Annotated in this window: 14 protein-coding genes; 6 read left to right on the forward strand and 8 right to left on the reverse strand. The window is 64.7% G+C overall.

The genetic code is table 11. The features are described 5' to 3' along the window. The first annotated feature begins 189 nt into the window (after positions 1-189). The 5 genes from ACR0R4_RS00140 to ACR0R4_RS00160 all read left to right on the forward strand — a co-directional run bounded on the left by ACR0R4_RS00140 (position 190) and on the right by ACR0R4_RS00160 (position 6,371). The gene (locus ACR0R4_RS00140; RefSeq protein ID WP_433645291.1) at positions 190-1,533 is read left to right on the forward strand and encodes a hypothetical protein; all 1,344 of its coding nucleotides are present in this window, start codon (positions 190-192) and stop codon (positions 1,531-1,533) included. Between the two features lie 120 nt (positions 1,534-1,653). Continuing rightward, on the forward strand, positions 1,654-3,177 hold the full coding sequence (gene exaC / locus ACR0R4_RS00145; RefSeq protein ID WP_433645292.1) for an acetaldehyde dehydrogenase ExaC: 1,524 nt from the start codon (positions 1,654-1,656) through the stop codon (positions 3,175-3,177). Between the two features lie 4 nt (positions 3,178-3,181). Further along, a complete protein-coding gene (locus ACR0R4_RS00150; RefSeq protein ID WP_433645293.1) occupies positions 3,182-3,646 on the forward strand; it encodes a DUF779 domain-containing protein in 465 nt (154 codons plus the stop codon). Positions 3,647-3,710: 64 nt separating this feature from the next. Then, on the forward strand, positions 3,711-5,063 hold the full coding sequence (locus ACR0R4_RS00155) for an MFS transporter (protein ID WP_433645294.1): 1,353 nt from the start codon (positions 3,711-3,713) through the stop codon (positions 5,061-5,063). Between the two features lie 9 nt (positions 5,064-5,072). Next, on the forward strand, positions 5,073-6,371 hold the full coding sequence (locus ACR0R4_RS00160) for an ATP-dependent DNA helicase (RefSeq protein WP_433645295.1): 1,299 nt from the start codon (positions 5,073-5,075) through the stop codon (positions 6,369-6,371). A 46-nt stretch (positions 6,372-6,417) separates the two neighbouring features. Here the strand turns inward: ACR0R4_RS00160 and ACR0R4_RS00165 are convergent, their stop codons facing one another. From ACR0R4_RS00165 to ACR0R4_RS00195, 7 genes are all read right to left on the reverse strand, one after another. Then, on the reverse strand, positions 6,418-7,101 hold the full coding sequence (locus ACR0R4_RS00165; protein ID WP_433645296.1) for a GntR family transcriptional regulator: 684 nt from the start codon (positions 7,099-7,101) through the stop codon (positions 6,418-6,420). A 215-nt stretch (positions 7,102-7,316) separates the two neighbouring features. After that, the gene (locus ACR0R4_RS00170) at positions 7,317-7,892 is read right to left on the reverse strand and encodes a DUF1697 domain-containing protein (protein ID WP_433645297.1); all 576 of its coding nucleotides are present in this window, start codon (positions 7,890-7,892) and stop codon (positions 7,317-7,319) included. Next, positions 7,889-8,488, reverse strand: coding sequence for an HhH-GPD-type base excision DNA repair protein (locus tag ACR0R4_RS00175; protein WP_433645298.1), 600 nt, complete (start codon positions 8,486-8,488; stop codon positions 7,889-7,891). The genes ACR0R4_RS00170 and ACR0R4_RS00175 overlap by 4 nt, the downstream gene beginning before the upstream one ends. Positions 8,489-8,610: 122 nt before the next feature. Continuing rightward, a complete protein-coding gene (locus tag ACR0R4_RS00180) occupies positions 8,611-10,113 on the reverse strand; it encodes a DNA recombination protein RmuC (RefSeq protein WP_433645299.1) in 1,503 nt (500 codons plus the stop codon). Positions 10,114-10,205: 92 nt separating this feature from the next. After that, positions 10,206-10,916, reverse strand: a complete 711-nt coding sequence (locus ACR0R4_RS00185) for a hypothetical protein (protein ID WP_433645300.1) — start codon at positions 10,914-10,916, stop codon at positions 10,206-10,208. Next, entirely contained in the window at positions 10,913-11,878 is a 966-nt protein-coding gene (locus tag ACR0R4_RS00190) for an ATP-binding cassette domain-containing protein (protein ID WP_433645301.1), read from the reverse strand. Before ACR0R4_RS00190 ends, ACR0R4_RS00185 begins: the two co-directional genes overlap by 4 nt. Then, positions 11,875-12,282, reverse strand: a complete 408-nt coding sequence (locus tag ACR0R4_RS00195; protein WP_433645302.1) for a GntR family transcriptional regulator — start codon at positions 12,280-12,282, stop codon at positions 11,875-11,877. Before ACR0R4_RS00195 ends, ACR0R4_RS00190 begins: the two co-directional genes overlap by 4 nt. A 184-nt stretch (positions 12,283-12,466) precedes the next feature. On the opposite strand from ACR0R4_RS00195, the gene ACR0R4_RS00200 reads away from it, so the two are divergent. Continuing rightward, positions 12,467-13,471 (forward strand): hypothetical protein, encoded by a 1,005-nt coding sequence (locus tag ACR0R4_RS00200; RefSeq protein WP_433645303.1) that lies wholly within the window; start codon positions 12,467-12,469, stop codon positions 13,469-13,471. Positions 13,472-13,500: 29 nt separating this feature from the next. Here ACR0R4_RS00200 and ACR0R4_RS00205 read toward each other — a convergent pair whose 3' ends face one another. Then, entirely contained in the window at positions 13,501-22,641 is a 9,141-nt protein-coding gene (locus ACR0R4_RS00205; protein ID WP_433645304.1) for an Ig-like domain repeat protein, read from the reverse strand. Between the last annotated feature and the right edge of the window lie 62 nt (positions 22,642-22,703).

The following is a 22,703-nucleotide window of genomic DNA, read 5'->3' on the forward strand; positions in this document are numbered from 1 at the left end:
GCTCACGACGACCCCGTGGAGTCAAGTTGAGCCTGATGTACTCAAGTTTAGCCCGGCAGCGGATCACGTCAAGTCAGAATTGCAAAACTTGAGTCGATCTCACTCAACTCTCAGATTGTGGATCACGGCGGGCACCCTCACGGTTCCATCGGTTACCCTCGGAACACCAGGCCGCGAAGGAGGGGTGAGGTGACGAACGTTTGGCAAGCCCTGCGAAGGGGTGAGTCGGCCCGCGAGCGAAGACGACAGCTGGAACAGGCGCACGAACACTTCATTGCAGGCTCGCGCCTCAGCGAAGACCCGGAGCGGCAAATCCACGCTGCCGCCCGGGCCGCGCTCCGGCCGGTGGTGCTCGAATCATGGCTGCGAGCGCAGCACGGCACCATAGACCCCGACCGCACCCCCAGCCAGCTCGCACTTGGTGAAGCTGAGCTTCGAGAGATCCTGGCAGGACAGCCCATCGGCCGGGTCTTACCAGTCGTGCAGCGCCTGCTTCTTGACGAAGCCACCGAATCGGGATTCATCGTCGCCGTCGGCGACGCAGCCGGACGCCTCTTGTGGATCGACGGCGACGCACGGATGCGCACGCGCGCCGCCGGCATGGGCTTCCTCGCCGGCATGGACTGGTCTGAACGCGCGGTGGGCACCAGCGCCCCCGGGAGTGCGCTCGCGCTCGATCACGCAATCCAGGTCCTCGGCGCCGAACACTACAACCGGGCGGTGCACGCCTGGAGTTGCACGGCAACCCCGGTGCACGATCCCACGACCGGCGCGATCCTCGGGGTCATCGACGTCACCGGAGGCGACGGAGCTGCGTCACCCCACGTGCTTCCGTTAGTGGAGGCCACGCGCGCAGCCGTCGAAGCGGAACTCAAGCTCGACGCGCTTCGCGGCCTGATCGAACGGGATCGATCGCAGGTGCGGCCCCGCCAGCGCTCGCGGGCAGCGTCAGGCGATCCCCGACTTCTCGTGCTGGGTCATGATCCGGCGCTGCTCGAAAGCGGTTCGAGTTCCCTCCCGCTTACCGGACGGCACGCGGAGATTCTCCTCGCACTCTCTGCCGCACCACAGGGCCTCTCCGCCCGCACCCTCGCAGAACTGGTGTACGGGTCGGCAGAATCCGAGTCCACACTGCGCGCAGAAATCGTGCGGCTGCGAAAGTGGCTTGCACCGCTGCACACTGACATCACCGTGACCTCCCGGCCGTACAAGCTGAGCGTACCCATTCGTGTCGACGCGACCGAGATGCTTACTGCCCTGGGCCGCGGAGCGCATCGGCTCGCTCTCGCGGCCTACGCCGGACCGGTGCTGCCCAGCTCGTCGGCACCAATTGCAGATTCCCTGCGCGAGGAAGTGAGCGCAACCCTGCGCGAGGCCATGCTGCAAACGGCCGCCGCGGATCCGCTCGCCGAGTACGCGCAGACTTGGGCGACCGACGATCGCGAGGTCTGGGAGACCCTACTTCACGTGCTCCCACCGCTCAGCCCGAAGCGGGCACGTGTGGTCGCGAAGCTGGAGTCGTTGTCGGTGTAACCAGGTGCATGCAACGTTGGTGCAACGGTGCTGCGCGTAGCCTGCATTCCACCGAACGCGAACGACTCGCATCGGTTGCCTCACGTGCACAATCCAGACAACGAAGTCGAGGGAACACACATGACCGTCTATGCCGCACCCGGCCAGCCAGATTCGCTGGTCACGTTCAAAAGCCGCTACGAGAACTACATCGGCGGTGAGTGGATCGCCCCCGTGAAAGGGATGTACTTCGAGAACGTCACCCCGATCACCGGGAAAGCCTTCTGCGAGGTGGCACGGAGCACCGCCGAAGACATCGAACTCGCGCTCGACGCGGCCCATGCTGCTGCCCCAGGTTGGGGCAAGACCAGCCCCTCCGAACGCGCGGTGATCCTGAACCGCATCGCGGATCGTATGGAGCAGAATCTCGAGTTGCTCGCCGTCGCCGAAACCTGGGACAACGGAAAAGCGGTGCGCGAAACCCTCAACGCAGATATTCCGCTCGCGATCGATCACTTTCGTTACTTTGCCGGCGCCATCCGCGCACAGGAGGGTGGTGTGTCACAGCTCAATGAGGATCTCGTCGCTTACCACTTCCACGAGCCGCTCGGAGTGGTCGGCCAGATCATCCCCTGGAACTTCCCGATCCTCATGGCGACGTGGAAACTCGCCCCCGCACTTGCGGCCGGGAATGCCATCGTGCTGAAGCCAGCCGAGCAGACCCCCGCGTCGATCCTCGTGATGTTCGAGCTCATTGGCGACCTGCTCCCGGCGGGCGTGGTGAACATCGTCAACGGGTTCGGCGTCGAGGCGGGAAAGCCGCTCGCGTCGAACAAGAGAATCCGCAAGATCGCATTCACGGGCGAAACCACCACGGGCCGCCTCATCATGCAGTACGCCTCGGAGAACATCATTCCCGTAACGCTTGAACTCGGGGGCAAGAGCCCCAATATCTTCTTCGACGATGTCATGGCGAAGGATGATGCGTACTTCGACAAGGCCCAAGAGGGCTTCACCATGTTCGCACTCAACCAGGGCGAGGTCTGCACCTGCCCGTCGCGGGCGCTGATCCAGGAGTCGATCGCCGGCGATTTCCTCGACGCGGTCGTGGAGCGCACGCGTCGGATCACTCGTGGCAACCCTCTCGACACCGACACCATGGTCGGGGCTCAAGCATCGAACGATCAGTTTGAGAAGATCAAGTCCTACCTTGATATCGGAAGGCAGGAGGGGGCGCAGGTACTCATTGGCGGGGATGTCGAGGATCTCGGAGGGGAGTTCTCGGGTGGGTTCTACATCCAGCCGACGATCTTCCGCGGGGATAATTCGATGCGCATCTTCCAGGAGGAGATTTTCGGTCCAGTAGTTTCGGCGACCACCTTTACCGATTTCGACGATGCGATCCGCATCGCGAACGACACCTTGTATGGTCTCGGCGCGGGAGTATGGAGCCGCAACGGCAACACCGCGTATCGGGCCGGTCGCGCAATCCAGGCCGGACGTGTGTGGGTAAACAATTACCACGCATACCCCGCTCACGCAGCATTCGGTGGGTACAAGTCGAGCGGCATCGGGCGGGAAAACCACCTGATGATGCTCGATCACTACCAGCAGACGAAGAACCTGCTCGTCAGCTACCGCGAAACCGCAGACGGATTCTTCTAAACCGATGAACACGAAGGTTGACGCAGACGATGCGTGCGACCTCCCCGCGGGGGCGTCGACGGAGCCAATTGCTGGCTGCGTCGACGCCCGACCGGAGGTCGCGGGCGAGACGGAGAGCCGCCTTGCATTCACCCCCGCTGCCCTGGAACTGATCGAGCGGCTGTGGGTGATCCACGGGCCGCTGATGTTCCACCAGTCGGGTGGCTGCTGCGACGGGAGCGCGCCAATGTGTTACCCGGAGGGCGAGTTCAAAACGGGAGGTCAAGACATCCTGCTCGGCACTCTGGTGCTCCCCGCGCTCGGAGGAACAGCCGCGACACGTGAAATTGGCTTCTGGATGTCTCGTGAGCAATTCGCCGCCTGGGCACACACCCATCTGACCATCGATGCGGTTCCCGGACGCGGGGCCGGGTTCTCTCTTGAGGCCCCAGAGGGCAAACGGTTCCTGATCCGCTCGCGATTGCTCTAGATGGGCCGACGAGGCGGCCCGCTGCGCTACCTGTGCGTTCCTCGCATCGGCTAGTGTGACCCCCATGAGCGAAGCCACGAGCCCGAGCCGGATCTACCCGGCGAATGCGGCCGGATCCACCCCCGAAATGGTGACGGTAAAGAAGCGCACCGTGTTCGCCTGGTCACTCTGGGATTGGGGATCCGCCGCGTTCAATGCGGTCGTGACAACCTTTGTATTCGCGGTCTATCTGACGAGCGAATCGTTCGGGCCCGAAGCAGTGACCTCAGCCCGCCTCGGCACCGCACTGCTGATTGCGGGCATCGTAGTGGCACTGCTGGCACCCGTAATCGGCAAACTCACCGATGCGGCTGGGCGGCGCAAGACCTGGCTTGGCATCAATACCGCCGTGGTCGTGGCCGCAACCGCGCTGCTCGTGTTGGTTGCTCCGGCCGAACAGTACCTGCTGCTCGGGCTCGTACTGCTCGCCATTGGCAACGTCGCGTTTGAATTTGCGAGCGTCAGCTACAACTCGATGCTGCGACAGATCTCGACGAACGCGAACGTCGGCAAGGTGTCGGGCTTCGGGTGGGGCATGGGATACCTCGGTGGCATCGTGCTGCTTGCGATCATCCTCGTCGGGTTCATCTTTCCCGACGTCGGCTGGTTTGGGGTCACCTCGGAGGACGGCTGGAACGTGCGCGTCGCGATGATCATCGCCGCGGCCTGGTTCGCGCTCTTCTCAATCCCGGTGTTTCTCGCCGTGCCCGAGATCCCGGCGCTGCCGGAGTCGCAGCGCCAAAAGGTGACTGTCTTCGGCGCGTATCGCGAGCTCTTCCAAAGCGTCTCGGAGCTCTGGAAGAACGCGCGCCAGACCCTCTACTTCCTGATCGCGAGCGCGGTGTTTCGTGACGGTCTCGCCGGGGTATTCACGTTCGGCGGCGTGATTGCGGCGCTGAGCTTCGGGTTCGATAGTTCGACGGTCATCATCTTCGCGATCGCCGCCAACGTCGTCGCCGGCCTCGCAACGATTCTGATGGGGCTGCTCGAGGATCGCCTCGGCGCGAAGAACGTCATGGTGACCTCGATCCTCCTCATGATCATCTGCGCACTGCTCGTGTTCCTCCTGAATCCGCTCGGCACCTGGGTGTTTTGGGTCTTCGGCTTGGCGCTGTGTATCTTCGTCGGCCCAGTGCAGTCAGCGAGTCGGTCGTACCTGGCGAAGCTCATCCCGGCGGGCCGTGAGGGCGAGATCTTCGGGCTCTACGCCACGACCGGGCGCGCGGTGTCCTTCCTCGCGCCGGCAGCATTCACCCTCTCCGTCGCACTGGGCGGCGCGGCGATCTTTGGAATCGTCGGTATCGCAATGGTGCTGCTCCTCGGGCTGCTCCTGCTGCTCCCGGTCAGCGCGCACCGGTCAGCCGCCACAACCGAGTAATCTGGGCAGGTGCCCCGCCCCGAACTCAGCCCTGAACAGTCGGCCGTCTTCGAGCGGATCGAACACACTCGCGAGCACGTATTCGTCACGGGGCGTGCGGGCACCGGCAAGTCGACGATCCTGAACCATCTTGCCTGGCACACGAGCAAGATCATTGCAGTGTGTGCGCCGACCGGCGTGGCCGCGCTGAACGTGGGTGGCCAGACGATCCACTCGTTGCTGCGACTCCCCACCGGGGTGATTGCGGATCACGACCTCGACCAGCCCGCAGAGCTCAAGAAGATGCTTGCCGCGATCGACACCCTCGTCATCGACGAGATCTCGATGGTGTCTGCCGACCTGATGGACGCGATCGACCGCTCGCTGCGGCAGGCTCGCGGCAAGCGCCACGACCCGTTTGGGGGCGTGCAGATCATCATGTTCGGCGACCCGTATCAGCTGCCTCCAGTGCCGCCGCGCGATCCACACGAGCGCGCCTACTTCGACGACACCTACCGGTCGCTCTGGTTCTTCGACGCGAAGGCGTGGGCTGATGCGCCACTCGCGATCATCGAACTCGTCGAGGTGCACCGGCAGCGCGACGACCGGTTCAAGCAGATTCTCGGGGCTGTGCGGCACGGCGAGGTGACCGCCGACATGGCGGAGGAGCTCAACGCCGCGGGCGCCCGGCCCGCCCCCGAGGGCGTCATCACGCTCGCGACCACCAATGCCACGGTCTCCCGCATCAACGCCGAGCGCCTGGCGAAGATCACCGGAACGCCGCTGAAGGCCGTCGCCGAGATCAATGGCGAGTTTCGCGAGAACACGTACCCGGCCGACGAGGTGCTCGAGCTGAAGCCGGGCGCGCAGGTGATGTTCTTGCGCAACGATTCGGACGGGCGCTGGGTGAACGGCACCATCGGCACGGTCTCGCGCGTCACCGGTACCGTCTGGGTGGAAGTTGGCGACGAGGAGTTCGAGGTCGAGCCCACCACCTGGGAGCGCTACCGCTACCGCTACGATGCCGAGACGAAGAAGCTCGAGAAGGAGGTCGTGGCCGAGTTCGAGCAGTTCCCGCTGCGCCTCGCGTGGGCGGTGACCGTGCACAAGTCGCAGGGTCACACGTATGACGCGGCGGTGGTGGATCTCGGCCCGCGGGCATTCACGGCCGGGCAGACCTACGTCGCCCTGAGCCGGGTGCGATCCATCGAAGGGCTCTACCTGCGCCGACCGCTCGAGCCGCGTGACGTGATCGTCGACCCGAACGTGGTGCGGTTCATGCGAGCCGCTGGCCAGGCCGGCATCGTCTCGCACGAGGCGCCTGCATAATCACCTCGTTGGTCTGAGTCAGCCAAGGCCCGACCGGGTGTGCCGCTTACGCGCGATCGGGCGCGTCTGTCGCGGCCTGCGCTGCGTCGTGATCGAGCACTGCGGTGAGCGTACGCACCTCGTGCTGTCGCGCCTCCGTCTCGACGAGATCCGGGTCAGCTCCAGCCTCGATCAAGTCAATTATCGCCTCGTGCTCCGCGATCGAGGCAACCGCGCGACCCGGCGCATACCAAAACGCCGAACGTCGAATGATGTCCATGCGTAACCACTCCTGGTGCACCATGCCCATCAGTCGCTCGTCGTCGCAGCGCGAGCAGAGCAACTCGTGAAACTGCCGGTTGAGCGACCCGAACCGAGCTGTGTCGTAGGCTTCGAGCGACTCGCGCATCGCCGCGTTCAACTCGCGCGCCCTCGCCAGATCGTCTGCCGTCAGTCGCTCGGCCGAAAGTGCGGTCGCGAGCCCCTCAAGCCGCGCGAGCAACCTGATGGTGCGCTTCCACGCGTCGGCGTCAAAGGTCTTCACGAGCGCGCCAACGTTGGGCACGATGTCGACCCAGCCCTCGGCCTCAAGCCGGCGCAACGACTCTCGCCACGGCACCGAACTGATGCCGTGTTCGCGGCCCAATTGGTCGATCACCAAGCGGAAGCCGGGACCGTACGTTCCGTCCATGATGCGCTGCTTCAGAATGTCGTAGGCCTGCTCCGACTTCGACTTTACTAGCTCCGCCATTGGCGTTCCTCTCGCTCCTGCGGGGCCCCAGGGTAGGGAGACAACGCAGTCTGCGCATCACTGTGGACACTGCCCAAATCCTATCAATTATCGCGCGCGATCCCCAGTGAATCCCCGCAGTCCTGCCGTGAATCTCACGATCAGGGCGTCTCTCGTGGCCCCCGGAGACGCTAGAGGCGTACCTCGGGCTGCACTAGGGCCCGAGGGGGCTGGGTTCAGGCCGTGCGGGCGATCAGCTCGCGCACCGTGCGGAGGTTGCGCGCGGTGCCCGGGACGCCGAGCGCGCGGTCGAGCACCGTCCTCGTAAGCTTCGTCCGAGCGGCACCACCTGCGCCGTAGTGGATCCACAGGTCGTTGCCGACCATCGCGAGCCGCTCCCCCTCACCGAGCCTCGGCGCGAGCGTCTCGATCGCTTCCCCGCGCGCGGGCCCCGCGAGGAACATCGCGTGCACGCGGGTCTCGTCCTCCGGCAGTGGATCGACGAACGGACGCGCCTGGGCCGATGCGGCGAGCTCCTCGTGCAGGCGCAGAATCACGGGGGTGTCGACCCCGAACTCCCGCGCGATGAGCGCACGCACCTCGTCGCAGGCATCGGCCGGCACGGGTGGCAGGTCGCAGATGATGTTTCCGCTCTGGATGTAGGTTTCGATGTCGGTGAGCGCCGTCTGCGCGGCGAGCGCGGACCTGAGCTCGGCCATGGGCACGCGGCCTGTGCCGCCCACGTTCACAGCGCGAAGCAGTAAAACACAGTGTGGCATCTTCTTTCCCGGGGCTCGGCGGTGGGTGGTCACCGCTCACTAGTCGAAGCGGAGACTTTCGTCGCGGATTTCGCCGCGGCCTTCGCCGCGCGCTTGCTCTCGCGCACTCTCAGGAGCGAATCAGGCGAAACGATGTCAGCCACGCTCCGAAAGCTGCCCTCCTCCCCGTAGGGGTCCGAGGCCTCGCGCCACCCGGCCCCGGCGAAACCCACCTGCTTGCCGAGCAGCGCAAGGAAGATACGCGCCTTCTGCTCACCGAAGCCGGGCAGTTTCTTCAGTCGCTTTAGCACCGTCGGACCGTCGGGGTTGCCGTCAGTCCAGATCGCTGCGGCATCGCCGCCCCACTGGTCACGCAGCACCTGCGCCAGCTCCTGCACCCGGCCAGCCATCGAACCCGGGAACCGATGCACCGCGGGGGTCTGCTTGAACACCGCGACGAACTCCTCGGGATCCGCGCCGGCGATCGCTGCCACGTCGAGCGTGCCGAGCCGCTCCTTGATCTTCAACGGGCCCGCGAACGCGAGCTCCATCGCGACCTGCTGGTCGAGCAGCATTCCGACCAGCAGCGCGAACGGGTCGCTGGTCAGGAGCGCATCGGCGGCTTCGTTGTCGGTGAGGTGCAGTGCCATGCCCTCAGTCTGTCACTCTCAGGCAGACCCGGCCAGATGCAGTCCACTGTGGGGTCGAGCAGTGGATGCGCCGACCGCCCTGTCTCATGGCACGGTTGCGGGGAGGGTCCCGCGCTGTCGAACTAAGCCTTAGAAAGCTCGGTGTCACCGTCAGCGAGTTCAAGCGACTCGATCGCGGGCAACACCTCACCGAGAATCGCGGCGGCGTTCTCGCCGGGTTCGAGCGACTCAACACCACTGAGCTTGCGTTGCAACGCGCGGGTGCGCGTGCCAGCCTGCTCCACCGTGTTCTGGACGGTCTTGAGCTGCTTCCCCACCTTGTCCCACACGTCGCCATACTTTTCGAACTCGCTCTTGGCGGCACTCAGCACCTTCCACACCTCGCTCGAACGCTTCTCGATCGCAAGCGTGCGGAACCCCATCTGCAAGCTATTCAGCAGCGACATCAGGGTCGTCGGCCCGACCACGGCAATGCGATGTTCGTTCTGCAGCTTGGAGACGAAGCCCGGGCGACGCATGACCTCGGCAAAGAGCCCCTCGGTGGGGAAGTACATCACGCCAAAGTCTGTGGTGTGCGGCGGATCCACATATTTGCTCGAGATGAGCTTCGCCTGCGCGAGCACCGCGCGTTCGATGTCGCGCCCGGCGATGTCGATCGCGGAGAGGTCGCCAGACTCCTGCGCGGTGAGCAGGCGCTCGTAGTCTTCCTGCGGAAATTTCGAGTCGATCGGCAGCCACACCGGAGTCTCACCGTCACCCGCGCCCGGCAGCTTCACCGCGAACTCGACGCGCTCGTTCGAATCGGGCAACACCGCCACGTTTTCGGCGTACTGGTCTGAGGTCAGCACGTCTTGCAGCTGCCGCGCGAGCTGCACCTCGCCCCAACCGCCGCGCGACTTCACGTTCGTGAGCACCCGCTTCAAGCCCCCCACATCGGTCGCGAGGGTCTGCATCTCACCCAGGCCCTTCTGCACCTGCTCCAGCCGCTCACTGACGAGCGAGAACGACTCGCCCAGGCGCTTCTCGAGCGTGCCCTGCAGTTTTTCGTCGACCGTCTCGCGCATCTTTTCGAGCTTCGCTTCGTTGCCCAGTCGTAGCTTCTCGAGTTCGACGCTGAGCGTCTCGCGCAATTCGGCCTGCTTCTTCACATTGGTATCTGTCAGCCCCCGAATTTGCTTCGCGTTCTCATCTAGCGCGGTCCTCAGCGTGCCCTGCAGCCTCTCATCGACGGTTTCACGCACCTTTTCGAGCTTGGTTTCAGTGTCAGTGCGGATCGCTTCGAGCCGCCCCTCCACCGATTTGCGCAGTTCGGTGCCCTGCGCCCCGAGTTCCTCACGCAGCTGCGCGCTCGCCATGGTGCGCGCCTCACGCTCGCGGGACAATTCGGCCGCCTGCGACTCGCTCGCCGCGCGCACCGCCTGGCCAAGTTCGACGCGCTGCGCCTGCAGGTCTTGACGCAGCAGGGCGGTGCCGGCCTGCTGCTCTTCACGCAGCACTCGCACGAGCGCCTCGAGCTCGCCGACTGAACCCGACTTACCCCTGCCCCACCGCACGAGCACCGCAGCCAGCACCCCGAGCACCGCCAGCAGATTCAGCACCAGCAGTACGATCACAACCACGTCCATGTTTTCTCCGCTGTTCTCCGCTGTTCACCGCGATCAGCCGGTGTTCGGCTGTACACGTAACCTATAGGCGCGCACTGACATTCTCGCGAGCCCTATCGCACCGCAGTGCGACGCATACAGAGCCAGGTGCCCGCGAGCGCAAGCAGAGCTACTCCGATTGCTCCGACCGCGACCATCGGCAGCGTCATCGCCGCAAAGATCTCACCGAGGCGAGGCGCAAAGAAGAGCAGGAGAAGCGCCGCCGCAAGCCCAAGTACCAGCCCCAGCACTGTTGGTCCCTTCGCTCCGAATCTCACCCATACCGCCCCGAAGATCCCGCCGATTGAGAGTGACACAAAGGTGCCTATGAACGCGCTCGCGAGCAACTGCCAGGGGTTTCCGGCGCCGACCACGTAGGTATCGAGCACGTACAGTCCGAAGAACCAGTGGTTAGTCGCGAGTTCGAGTCCCAATAGCGCGACCATGAGTAGCGAGATATACGCCGCCTGCACGAGGTGTGCGAGCGCGGTGCCCGCAACAAATGCCCGGCGCGTGGTGCCGAGTGCAAGGGCAAATGGGAAGGTGGTGGAGACCGCCTGCACGCCTAAATAGATCAGAAACCCGGGCAGCGCCCAGAACATGGCTTGATTTGAGCGGGCACCATCAACGTAGCCGGGGGTGGATGGATCCACACCCGAGCGCTGGATCGCGAGCGCAATGATCGCCGAGATCACCAACACGATCAGAAGAATGCTCGCCGGAACGATGAAAGTGATGTCCGGCTTATTCATCTGCAGCCGGGTGACCTTAAGAGCGCGGTTCATGATCGGGTCTCCTCAGTGTTCGGTACGCTCGGTGCGCTGTGCGCGTGCGCGGGGTAGGCGTCAGGCCACTCGGGCCCGTTTTCAGAGGTTTCATGTGCATCGAAACCATAGGCAGCCACGAGTTCTTGTAGCGATACCTGCCCCAGATCGAGCCCGGCCGCGGCAGCAGCCTCGCGGTCCTCCGCGGTCACTCGTCCTTCGACCACCGCAGTGGCGAGGCCACCCACACGGTGACGAGCAAGCACCCTGCGACCCGCGACAAACCCCTCGAGCATCTCGGCCCGGCCCGCTACCTGGAATGCCAGACCTCGCAATTCGTCGACCTCGGCATCCTGCACCACTCGGCCGCGATCCAGGATCACGACCCGCTCAAGCAACCGATCCATCTCACTAATCAGGTGCGTTGAGATGACGAAGGTGCGCGGGTGTTCGCTGAAATCGCGGAGCAGCATGTCATAGAAGTACGTGCGGGCGGTGGCGTCGAGCCCGAGGTAGGGCTCGTCGAAAAAAGTGATGGGTGCACGCGAGGCAAGACCCAACACGATACCGAGCGCCGAGAATTGCCCGCGCGAGAACTTCTTAATGATCGTCTTCTGAGGAATTCGGAAGAGACCGACCAGTTCATTCGCAAGCTTGCCGTCCCAGTTGGGGTAGAAGATTGCCGCAGCTCGCAGAGCGTGCTTGAGCTTATAGTCATCGGGGTAGCGCTGGTTGTCTCGGATGAAGCACAGCTGTTCGAGCACGCTCGCGTGTTCGAAGGGAGCCTGTCCATCGATCAGCACTGATCCCTCGGTGGGCAGATCTTGCGCGGTCGCGAGCGACATGAACGTGGTCTTTCCTGCGCCGTTGCGTCCAAGAAGTCCCGTGATGGTGTTTCGGTGTATTCGCACGCTCACGTCGTCGAGCGCCCGGACGTCCCGGTGCACTCGCGTAAGCCCGCGAGTCTCGATGGCGATGGTCATAGTGTGCCCCTTTCGGCGTGGTCTGCAGCGATTTCTGTGCGCGAAACATGTTCTCGCGCGCTGTCAATGAGGCGGATCACCTCTGCCGTGCTGAGGCCGAGTGCGGCCGCCTCCGCAAGGAGCGGACTGATGTAGTCAGTCACGAACTCGCGGGTGCGCTCAGCCATGATCCGAGATCTTGCTCCTTCAGCAACGAACATGCCAATGCCACGGCGTTTGACCAGCACCTCTCGGTCGACGAGCAGATTCAGTGCCTTGCCCGCCGTGGCGGGGTTGATGCGAAAGTATGCAGCCAGCTCATTGGTCGATGGCACCTGCTCGGCTTCGGCGTAGGTGCCCAGCAGGATGTCGTGTGCGAGCCGGTCCGCCAACTGTTGAAAGATGGGCCGCGATTCGTCGAACACTCGGTACCTCGCATTCTCTGGATCTGTGGGCCAGGCTTCGTAAGTCAACTTCTCTGGTTCATTACTTCACTAACTAACCTACACACCTCAAGCGTGTGTGGCAAGCCCGAGGCGTGGCAGTCAAGCCACGTAGACTCAGCGACGGGAACGCACTCGTGACCCGCCGATGTCGCAAAGGGGCCATATGCATTCACCGTCAGAGTTGCACGATCTGCTCTCCCTGCTCGACACGGCCTTGCGTAGTCGACCCAACACTCCCGAAGCGCTGTCGGAACTGACGGGGATGACCCACACCCAGACACGATCAAGCCTCGAGCAGCTCGAGGTGCTCGGATTCGTCAGCGTGACCAGCGATGTCATCACCTATCGCCGCCCTGAAGCCGCAGCCTCAGGGCTCACCGAACGCTTGCTCGCCGATGTCGACGCCCACCTCACCCAGACCCTCGGGCGAGCGCAGCTCGCGCTCGGCGCCGTACCCGGCCTGGTGCAGGCATGGGCCGAGGGAACCGCAGCCGCCCCGAACTTGCAGGTCGACGTCGCGCACGGCCCCTGGGCTCCTGCCGACATGTGGCGGCTGCAATCCACTCGCCGGGTTCCGCAGGTCAGCGATGTCTGCATGCCAGACACCCGCGCGTTGTTCTCACCCCAGAACCAGCATCAGGCCGCGTTCTGGGAGGGCCGCGCTGGTCACAAGGTCGAGGTTCGCCTCCTCATGAGCCTCGCGGATGCGACCAACCCCGCCGCGGCTGAGCGAGTGCAAGGTGAACTCGTCTCGGGCGTGAAGATTCGCATGCACCCGAGGCCGCCAAGTTTCTTCTGGATCACAGATAACGACACGGTGGGCCTGCCCCTCTCCTGGGGAGAAGTCTGGCCGCAAACGGTGGTTGCGATTCAGTCACCCACGCTTGCCGCCGCATTCACCTGGATCTACGAGCGCGTGTGGGCCGAAGCGATCTCAGTGGAATCTCTGATGCATCAGCACGGGCAGCCGTGGGACGGGATGCTCCTCCTCATGAACAAAGGGCTCACCATGGATGCAGCCGCGGCCGCGCTTGGGCTTGCACCGCGCACGGGGCGCAGGCGCGTGGCCGACGCGATGGCGCACTTCGAGGTTTCCAGCCACTTCTCACTCGGGGCCGCGTGGCAAGCACAGGTGCTGCGCGACCAAGAAGCTCCGAGCGAGACCTAATCGGGCGCACCGCACCCCTGGGCAAACGGTCAGTCATCGGTGACGACCTCACCCAGAAGAAGTGGATCTACCGCACACCCTGCGGTCGCCTCAGCAAACGCCAGTGGAAAGCCGTCCGCATCCTTCACCTCAATGCGGGCGTGTGGGTCGCTCGCTCGAGCCTCTTCGCACAGCGCCACCGCGTGCACGGGTTCTTGGGCGCCGCTCACTGACATGAGCGCCGCAGCGCCCTCCCCCGAATACATCACCTGCATGTGTTCAAGCGTCGGCAGCTGCACGTCTCGGGAGATGCCTTCGGCGCCGGCAGCAGGCGGCAGTGCGGCACCTGATACCTCGGGTCCGCAGACAATGACCGCCCACTCGTGCAAGAGATCGCGCGCTTCTCCCCAGCGCTCAACCTCGGCGATGTTGGCCGCCGCATCACGGGGTGGCGCCGCAGCATCGGTCGTTTCACGCGGCTGGGCGAACACGTCGAGCGCCGGGTGCAGCTCCTCCAGCACATAGGGTCGCAGCGCCTCGGCGAGTGCCGCCGGATCGGCAGCGGTCACGAGCGGATCCACCGCTTGGCTCGCCGCAGTCTGCGCGGCGACAGCCTCGGTGTCGAGGAAGAGCTGTGCGGCGAGGAGACACTCGGAACTGGCCAGCCGTGCAGATCCATCCCAGTCCGCTTGCGGCGCGCACCCAGCAAGACCCAGCGGAAGAACTGGCGAGAGACTGGCGAGAAGCAACAGGCTGGTGCGACGACGGCGGATCATGGCGGACGCACGCGATCGCGAGGGAGGTCTGACATCGCCCCTGGCCTGGGGTCGCCGGTGCGCAGCTCCCGCGCGGGCCCGTCGGGGCCGGCTCACCAGCGTCCCCGTTCCTGCTGGGACAAACGAGGATCCGTGAGTAGCCGATCCACCCATCCGCGTCGCAAGCTCGCGAAGCGCATCGTCGCCGCCGCCAATCGCGTCGGTGACGAACCCGGGCACCGCCCGCTGCAGGCAATCGGTGTAGCCCGACCAATCACCCCAGGCGGATGACGCGTCGCTGTCCCAGGACACAGCTCCGCCTTCGACTGCTTCGAAGACCACCATGCCGGTTGCCAACACCGGCCCAGTCACCCGTGACAGGGTCGCCAGGCCCAACTTGCCCTGATAAAACTTGAGCTTTGCCGCCATAACGGCGCCCGTGTCGCCCGCGGCCATCGCCTTCTGCGTAGCGCCGACCTGACTCGCGGCATCGGAGATGTTGGTGATGCGATAGGTGCGCTGCTTCGCCGCTTCGGCAGCAAGCCCCGCGCCACCCACGGTGGTTCCAGAAGATGCACCCATTCCCCAGGTTCCGACGCAGCCCAACACCGCAAACGGAAGATTCAGTAGCTGTTTCGTGTAGTGCAACCAGGCAACATCGCCTGGGCTCACCCCAGCCGCTTCAAGAATCATTCCGGCCATCGACATCACGTCAGCCAAGCCCATCACGACGCCGAGTGGCGGAAGATATTTCAGATACTCCGTCGCTGCTGCTGCACCGAATCCGACGATCTTCTTGCCAAAGATCGCAACATCGCTACCAAAGCTCTCGAACTTCTCTCCGGTCGATAGTGAACGAAAGGTATTCTCGACCCTGGAATCTCCGTTGATGTACACGATCGCAGGGTTAATTCTCCCGGCCTCCACAACGTCGCCCCGCCAGCCCGTCCAGACCCGGTCGCTCACACCTCGAGTCTGGATCAACACTTCGGTGCCCTGAATGAAGCGACCCGACTTTTCAGAGGGTCCGGCCATCTTCCGCATCGCGGCAAAGTTGCGCGACTGCCCCTCTTGAGTGCCGCCGTACCGGTTGAGCAGCCAATCGTTGGAATACTCCTTCGTGGCGACCTGACCTTCGAATCCCGGGCAATTCGGCTCCGGATAGAACGAGATGCGCCCCGCATACCCTTGCAGTGACAGGTCTGCGCACTGGACGTCGTAGTTCACCGCAATCGTGCGTGAGGGGGCCCTACCATCGAGCGTCACAGTGGTCTGCACGCCTGGCGCAAAGTCGTCATCGAAGCCGGTTGACTCGTCCACCGTGGATCCGTCCTGAACGTCTTCGGCCACAGCCGGCTCCGTAGCGAGCTGCTCGACGCGTGGCACAGCCGCATCGTGCAGCACCGAGCCCGCATCCACCTCACCTGACCAGCCGGTGAAGGCAAAGCCCAGCGGATTTCCGAAGGCCCACAGCTCCACCTGGGTGCCCGCGATCCACGCGTTCGGCGCGAACGGACAGTTCGGCGCGGGATGCACCATGAGGAGCTCGCCGGATTCATCCTCGTAGTCCTCAATCACTCGTCCGCTTTCGTCGCGCACGTTGATCTGGAACTCGATCTGTTGACACGCGATAGCCTTCGCGGTCAGGCTGGTGAATCCGAGGGGGAGCTGCACCTGGCTCGCCAGCACCGTGTCGCTGACACTTCGCGGCGGGGTGCTGCTCATCAGTGTCGATCCGTCGGTGTTGCGGACTTCGATCTGGCCTCGACCTCTGCCAGAGGTGATCTGCCACCCAATGAGCGGATTCATCCCGTCTACCGGTTCCGCGGCAATCGTGAGTGAGGCGTGACGGAGTTCCGGATTGTCGTCGCCGGGTGTTCCGCCGGGCAGAGTTCCTGTGAGCCAGAGGTCGGGCCCCTGCTCCAGCCCACCCGAGGCACAGACACTCGGAACGTTGTTCGGGGTCGCCGTCACGCGCAACACATCTTTCGACACCGCGTAGAGCGTCACCGGGACCCGACAGTCAGCGGCAAATGAGTATCGCGGTTGGAGCGTCAGGGGTCGCGAGACAGTGAATTCTTGCTCGGCTCCGACCCGCATTGAGGGTTCGGTGGTTCCTGCTTGTCCCGCCCTGGAGCCGACCACCACCCATCCTGCGAGTGATGCCTGTTCACCGAAATATCGGGTGTCTTTCACGCGCCGACTGTCGTTGAGATCAAGGAAGTCGGGGGCTGAGACGGTCACCTCGGTTCCCTCTTCAAAGTACGCGGTCGCCGCATCGGGCAGGTTCGCTCCCGCCAGGAAGTTTCCGGCAGTGCCCGCAAGCGACCGAGTGGTGAGCGCAGCACGTGGGTGCGGGCACGTCGTTGTGGTGTCAATTGCAGCAACGTCTGGCACGACCATGCCGTCACTCGCGAGACCGTGCCGAACGCCCACTGCGTGACACACACCGAAGTCGGCCGACACCAACTGAGCGGACGCCCCGGCGCGCACACGCAGGGTGCTCACCTGTTCGTTTCCTCCACGCTGGGCGCCCAGTTCCGCGAGACGATTGTGCCGAGCAAGCGCCGCGGCGACCACGCCCGAGCCGTTCGCCGCCACCAACGCGTCAAAGGACCCGTCAGCTCCCATCCACTCGCGAACAAATGACAGCGACTTGGCTGGCTGCGGTTCGGGTTGGGCATAAAACTCGAGGAGCGTGTCTGCGAACCAGCCCTGCGTGCCGCCCCGAGGCTCAGCACAGTTGGGTGCGTTCAAGAGCGTGAGTGACCCCGGGCCCGAGGCCACCGCCGATACCGGATAGCACGTGGGCCCAAAGGTGACGTTCACTGCGTTGCTTGCCTGCGAGATCGCGGGCACCGTGACACGGGAAACGCCGACTCGAGCTGCGACCGTACTGCGGAAGTCGTAAATTTGGGTATCTGAACGACCGGGCGCAAGCTCGAAATTGAGCTCGGTACCGAGCAGGTATCGCGCACTGTGCGACTGCGTCACAGTTCCCGCATTTGCGTCGAACGCAACGGAGGTGAACCAACTGGTCGATGAGGTGGATCCCGGCGCCTGGGCGAGTGGACAGTTGGGGGCGGGGCCCAGGCCTGAGGGTGCCCCCTCAAACCCGGGCAACAGCACGGAACCCGACGTGCCGCGCACGACGGTGCTCTGGACGAGCACCGTGGCGCAGTTGAAGGTCTGGCGGAACGCGGCACTTGCCCAATTCGCCGCAGCGCTCACTCGCAGCACATCGGAGCCGGAAGCCGTCTCGATGCGTTCCGGCGCCTTCCAGTCGAACGAGGGCTCGCCGCTCGACACTGCCTGTGTCACGAACCCCAACTCGGTGCCGGCAGCAAATCCAGTCGCCGCCTGCCCTGGCTCGCCGCAGTTGTAGGGACGATCGGGCGAGAGCGTGCCAGCGCCCGCGGGTGACACACTGAGTTCAACGACCACACACTCGCGCGGCGTGAGCGCGCCACTCCACTCTGCCGCAGCGTAGCGTTCGTCGCCGGGGTAGCTCAACGTAACCTGCACGAGTGCCTGCTGCGCACCAGCCATGCTCAGGGCAAAATCGCACGCACCCATCCAGATGCCCGTCTCGCACCCGTCGAAGCTGGCTGTCGGTACGGAGCCAGCCGGCGACGCGGTAAGCATGAGTTCGCCCGTGGGTGCACGTTGACCGCTCTCCGCCCCCCAGACGGTCCATCCAGCGCGCACCGCATCTCCTGCGGTCGGGCGAAGGCCCCACCCGCCTGCGGCCGCGAGCGTTCCGTCGAGCGTGAGGTGGCGGTGTCGCACCGTCACCTGCACGGTCGCAGCAGACACGGCTGATTCGTAGCTGGCGTCACTGGGATCGGGCACAAATGTTGCGTGCAGCGTCCGTGTCCCGGCGGTGGGCCAGACAAGCTGACACCCGGTCTCTGGCAGCAACGCGTCTGGCGCCACACTCACGGTGCAGCTCGCACCGCCAAGCTCGCCATCACTCACGACCAGGGTGCCGCGCGGCTCGGGAAGCCACGGGTGAGCTGCGGTAACCCCAGGCCGTACCGTGAGCGGATCGTCCCAGTCGATACTCGCGTGGTCCACCTCGAGGCTGACCACAGGCGCGAGAAGCCCCACGGTGAACGAGAACTGTCGTTCGACGGCCGCGTGCGGATCTCCCTCGCCTGGCACATAGGCAATGTCGATCGCGTGGGAGCCCGCGCCGAGCGATGGGAACGTCACGTTTGCGATGGAGGCCTGCGCAACAGAGACGGGCACCAGCGGGAACAGCCCCAGATCCACTCCATCGAGCGTGACCTGTACCGTGCCCGCGGGCAGCGCCCCACTGACGTGATCGGGGTGCTCGCGCACTGTCACACTCCGAACGAACGATTCTCCAGGTACGATTCCGTCGAGTCCGAGCAGTTCGAGGGATGCGGGCACGGGTTCGACCCGGTGGGGTACCGGGTCACTCGTTGCCCCGCTCAGTCGGTCAGCAGTGGCATCACTCGGGGTGAACCGCGCAACGAAACTGTGCGCCCCGATGGGCAGCTGCGCGGGAAGCATCTCGAGGGACGCTCGCCGCATCTGCTCGGTAACGGCAACTGTGCCGAGTGAGGTTTCAACACCGTCGGTCAAACGCACGAACTCGACGGTCCCGAGCGCCGCATCAGCGAGCGGATCCGGCACCCACGGAATCTCAATATCGGCGTCAAGCCGCACGCTCTCGCTCCACAGGCTCGAACCAGTGCCCGTCACTGCGAGTTCGAAGGCCGGGATATGAGCCGTCACTGAGAGTGCCCCCAGATCTGACGTGCGATCCACAAACCACGGGTCATTGCTGTATGCAGCTTGGAGCATGTGGGTTCCGACCCCAAGCCTGGCTGCATCGAAGGAGAGGTGGACTGAGCTGCCGGTGCCCAAGGTGGAGCTTGCGCCAGGAATGGGGATGCCGTCTGCCAGGAGTTGCACCGTGCCACCCGTTGGGGTGAGCGTGCTGGGAGCGACACCCGCGACGGTGACGATCGTCTCGACGGCTCCGGCGTACGCCACGGTAGGGTGCGCCAGTGTCAGCGTCACCGCGGCGCTCGCTCGCGAAACCTGATGCACGGCCGCGGCGCTCTCCGAGCCGGCGAACCTCGCATCTGCGTCAAACACCGCACGGATCGTCCCGGTACCAAGAGCGGGCGGGAGGGAAGCGGTGGCGGTGTTCCCGCCCGCCAGATCAATGGTGGTCACCAGTTCTGCGCCCGAGAAAATGCGCACCGACCCGCTCGTCACGAGCTCCGAAAGTTCGCCCGTGACGTTAGTGCGAACCTCGACCGAGAAATCGACGGCCTCGCCAATCACGCTTGAGGGAGCACTCACCAACACCGCGGTGCGGGTCGGGATGCGCTCCACGGACTGACTGACGGTCACCGCGTCAGGGAGATAGTGCTGATCTCCGAGATACTCGACCCGCAGATCGTGCGTTCCCAAACCCAGATTCGGCACTGACACCGCGCCCAGCAGGCCCTCTGCGAGCACCACGTCTGCTGCGCTCACGCGCACGAGACCGGTCGGCGCGGGGAGGCCCTCAGCTGGAACGTGAGCCCCCGGATGCACCGAGACCAGATATGTGACCTCGTCTCCGAGCCAGGAAGGGTTTCTACTCATTCGCTGGAGGGATATCGAGCTTTCGACCGCCGCCGTCACTGAGTACGGCAGGCTCGTCGTGCTCGCGCGAAACCGCCCGGCCGCACCTTGGTATGAGGCCGAAACGGTGCGTGTTCCGAAGGTAGCATTGGACAACGTCAGCTGCGCCACTCCCTCGGCGTCCACCTCGACGGTCTGGTCCACCACTCCCACGGTGAACCGCACACTGCCCAGAGAAACGGCGCCGGCACCTGGCTCGAGGGAAGCGACCCTCGCGGTAAAGGTCACGGACTCTCCGGGTGTCGCGATTGGCACCGAGGGGGTCACACTCACCTGGGTGTGATCGGCGGCGAGCGCGAGGTATTCCTGTGCCTCGGCACCGGGATGGTCATCATCTCCCGAATACACTGCGCGAAGGCCGTAGCGCAGCTGCCCGCCATGCGACTCCCCGGCCTCCGTGGTGATCGTCGTGTCGAACACGGCCGTGCCGTCCGGTCCGAGCACTGCTTCCCCCAGCTCGTCTTCACCTCCAAAAAAGGTCACGGTTCCAGTCGGCACCCCTCCGTCGGCCCCTGAATCTACCGTCGCAACGAGTCGCAGCGGATGGCCGCGGAGCCAGTCAAACTCATGATCGGTTTCCATCGCGAGCGTGACCGAGCTTGTGGCACCCGCGGTCTCCACCTCGAGTTCGGCCTGCGAGGCGCGGAAGTGCTCGCTCCCTGAATAGACCGCGCGCACCAGGTAGTTCTCGGTGCCGGGGGCTGACGCATCGATCACCGCCTGCCCAGATGCCGAGTCCCCCGATGTCACCGGAACCGTGATCTGTTCCGCACCCGTAAAGAGGGTGACGGTGCCCGACAGAGGTGCGCCGCCGCCATTCACAGAACGAATGTCGATCGTGTACCGCACAGGGCCACCCCGCAGGGGCTGCTCCGGATCCACGGCGATGGTCAGACTCGTGTCTACGGCACCTTCGGTGAGCACGGTGCCCGCGCACGACGCATCTGCGACATCGATCAGGGTGGGAGTGCCGCTCCACACATCGATGTCTACGCCGTGGCAAGCAGGAACGGTGTTGTTGATGAAACGTGAATCGTCAACAGCAATGTGCGACACCGAGTCGGGCCCGGAGCCATGTGCCCAGAGGGCGCTCGCTCCTGAGGTCGCATGGTTGCCCTGCAGCGTCACATCACTCAGGCGGATGCTCCCGCGGATCGCCTCGACCGCCGCACCGCTTCCGGGCCCTGGAGCATAGCCGTTGCGCAGCGTCAGGCTCACGAGCTCAGAATTCCATGCCGGCGAGTCGTAGCGAAACAGCTGGGTCATATTCGCGCCATCGATCGTCAGCCCGCCGCCGTCAATCGTGACGAACATGGTGATCGAGATGGGCGATGCGAGGAGGACAGTTCCCGCTGCGATGCCTGCATTCGCGGTCACGATACGGCTGATGCCCGAGGGACGCCAGGTGTTGTTCTCTTCGACCGCGGCACGGAGCGTGCAGGTGCCGACTGCGGTTTCACACCAGCCATCGCCGGGAACTGAGTCGGACTCGTCACCCAGCGCATCGACGCAGAAGCTCAGTGGGGGTTTGGAAAGCTGCGGATAGTTGTGTGCCTCGGTGGCATCGGGAGCCCAGGCACACGCCGCACTTCCGAGGCTGATGCCCGGGTACCACCACTGCGTGCCTCCGCTACCGCCTTCGCCACCTTCGCCCTCTCCGGATCCACCCTCAGCACCACCCTCGCCGGATCCACCTTCGCCACCTTCACTCGGCTCGGCAGGCGGCAGCTCGCTAGAGATCACTCCCCCGCTCGCATGATCCTCCTCGGCCCACGCAGGTTGAACAGGTGCCCCCGCGAGAAGCCCGACCACCAGCGCGCCAGCGACACTCCCCGCGACAACCGCGGTGAAGGGAGACCGGCGCAGGATCGGGACAGGAAGTGCGTAGGCCGGCGGCACGCGCCCGCCCACCGATTCGAGGTAGACCGCGACGAGCAGTGCGATGGGAATCACCGTCACGGTGAGTTGAGCGAGAATGAGGAGTGCTGAGATCCACTGTGGTGAAAGACCGGTAACAGCGAGGGCGGCAATTCCCGCCTGCACCGCCGCATAAATCAGCGCCCCGCCGCCGGCGAACGCGACGGCACGCCAGCCCCGGCCGCGCACGAGCTCATTGGAGCGTCGGAGCGTCGCCACCGGGCCGTGCCGTTCGCACGCAGACACGGGCAACACAAGCAGAAATCGCATCCAAAGCGCCGCGGCGAGCCCGAACGGGATCGCCGCGGTCACCAGCCAACGCCAAGAGGGCCACCGCGTCGACACCTTCGTGCGGACTTGCCAGAGACTCGTACCCGCCCGGGCGACAAGTCCGACTATCCCCACCACGCTCACCACCGGCGCGAGCACCACCAGCGCTGCGAGTACCAGGATGGCAAGAGCCAAGGCGCCCAGGTATGCAGGGGTGCGCGAGCCTCCGCGCACGAGTTCTGAGAACACACCCCCTCGTTCCGTGCCCCGGCTCGTTCCCGCAAGCACCGCTGCCGTGGCGAGGTAACCCGCCCCCGCAATGGCGGCAAGCACAAGCCCCGCGGGCAGACCGACTTGGAGCACCAAGCTCAACACCCCGGGTGCCGTCAGGGCACCCTCGGCAAACAGCGAGCCGCGTTGAGCCCAGGCAAGTTCAGAAACGAAGAGGATGGCGACGGCACTCACTAACGCCGCGAGCCCGCTCATGAGCGCCAGTACGGCGACCGCTGGGCCAAAGCCAGACCGGGTCATATCGAGTGCGCGACGAAGTGTCGCTCGTCGCGCATGCTGCTGGCGTGCCATCGTGCTGCCCCTTTGCGTTCGGAGTGCGCCCTGCACCTCCGATTCAGTTCCCGCAGATCAGA

It is taken from the genome of Leucobacter fengyongliangi, assembly GCF_050971685.1.
Taxonomy (GTDB): domain Bacteria; phylum Actinomycetota; class Actinomycetes; order Actinomycetales; family Microbacteriaceae; genus Leucobacter.

Excerpts from the sequence above, each read along its gene's own strand:
- exaC (WP_433645292.1), top strand. The coding sequence starts at position 1,654 with ATGACCGTCTATGCCGCACCCGGCCAGCCAGATTCGCTGGTCACGTTC.
- ACR0R4_RS00150 (WP_433645293.1), top strand. The coding sequence starts at position 3,182 with ATGAACACGAAGGTTGACGCAGACGATGCGTGCGACCTCCCCGCGGGG.
- ACR0R4_RS00155 (WP_433645294.1), top strand. The coding sequence starts at position 3,711 with ATGAGCGAAGCCACGAGCCCGAGCCGGATCTACCCGGCGAATGCGGCC.
- ACR0R4_RS00165 (WP_433645296.1), bottom strand. The coding sequence starts at position 7,101 with ATGGCGGAGCTAGTAAAGTCGAAGTCGGAGCAGGCCTACGACATTCTG.
- ACR0R4_RS00175 (WP_433645298.1), bottom strand. The coding sequence starts at position 8,488 with ATGGCACTGCACCTCACCGACAACGAAGCCGCCGATGCGCTCCTGACC.
- ACR0R4_RS00180 (WP_433645299.1), bottom strand. The coding sequence starts at position 10,113 with ATGGACGTGGTTGTGATCGTACTGCTGGTGCTGAATCTGCTGGCGGTG.
- ACR0R4_RS00185 (WP_433645300.1), bottom strand. The coding sequence starts at position 10,916 with ATGAACCGCGCTCTTAAGGTCACCCGGCTGCAGATGAATAAGCCGGAC.
- ACR0R4_RS00190 (WP_433645301.1), bottom strand. The coding sequence starts at position 11,878 with ATGACCATCGCCATCGAGACTCGCGGGCTTACGCGAGTGCACCGGGAC.
- ACR0R4_RS00200 (WP_433645303.1), top strand. The coding sequence starts at position 12,467 with ATGCATTCACCGTCAGAGTTGCACGATCTGCTCTCCCTGCTCGACACG.
- ACR0R4_RS00205 (WP_433645304.1), bottom strand. The coding sequence starts at position 22,641 with ATGGCACGCCAGCAGCATGCGCGACGAGCGACACTTCGTCGCGCACTC.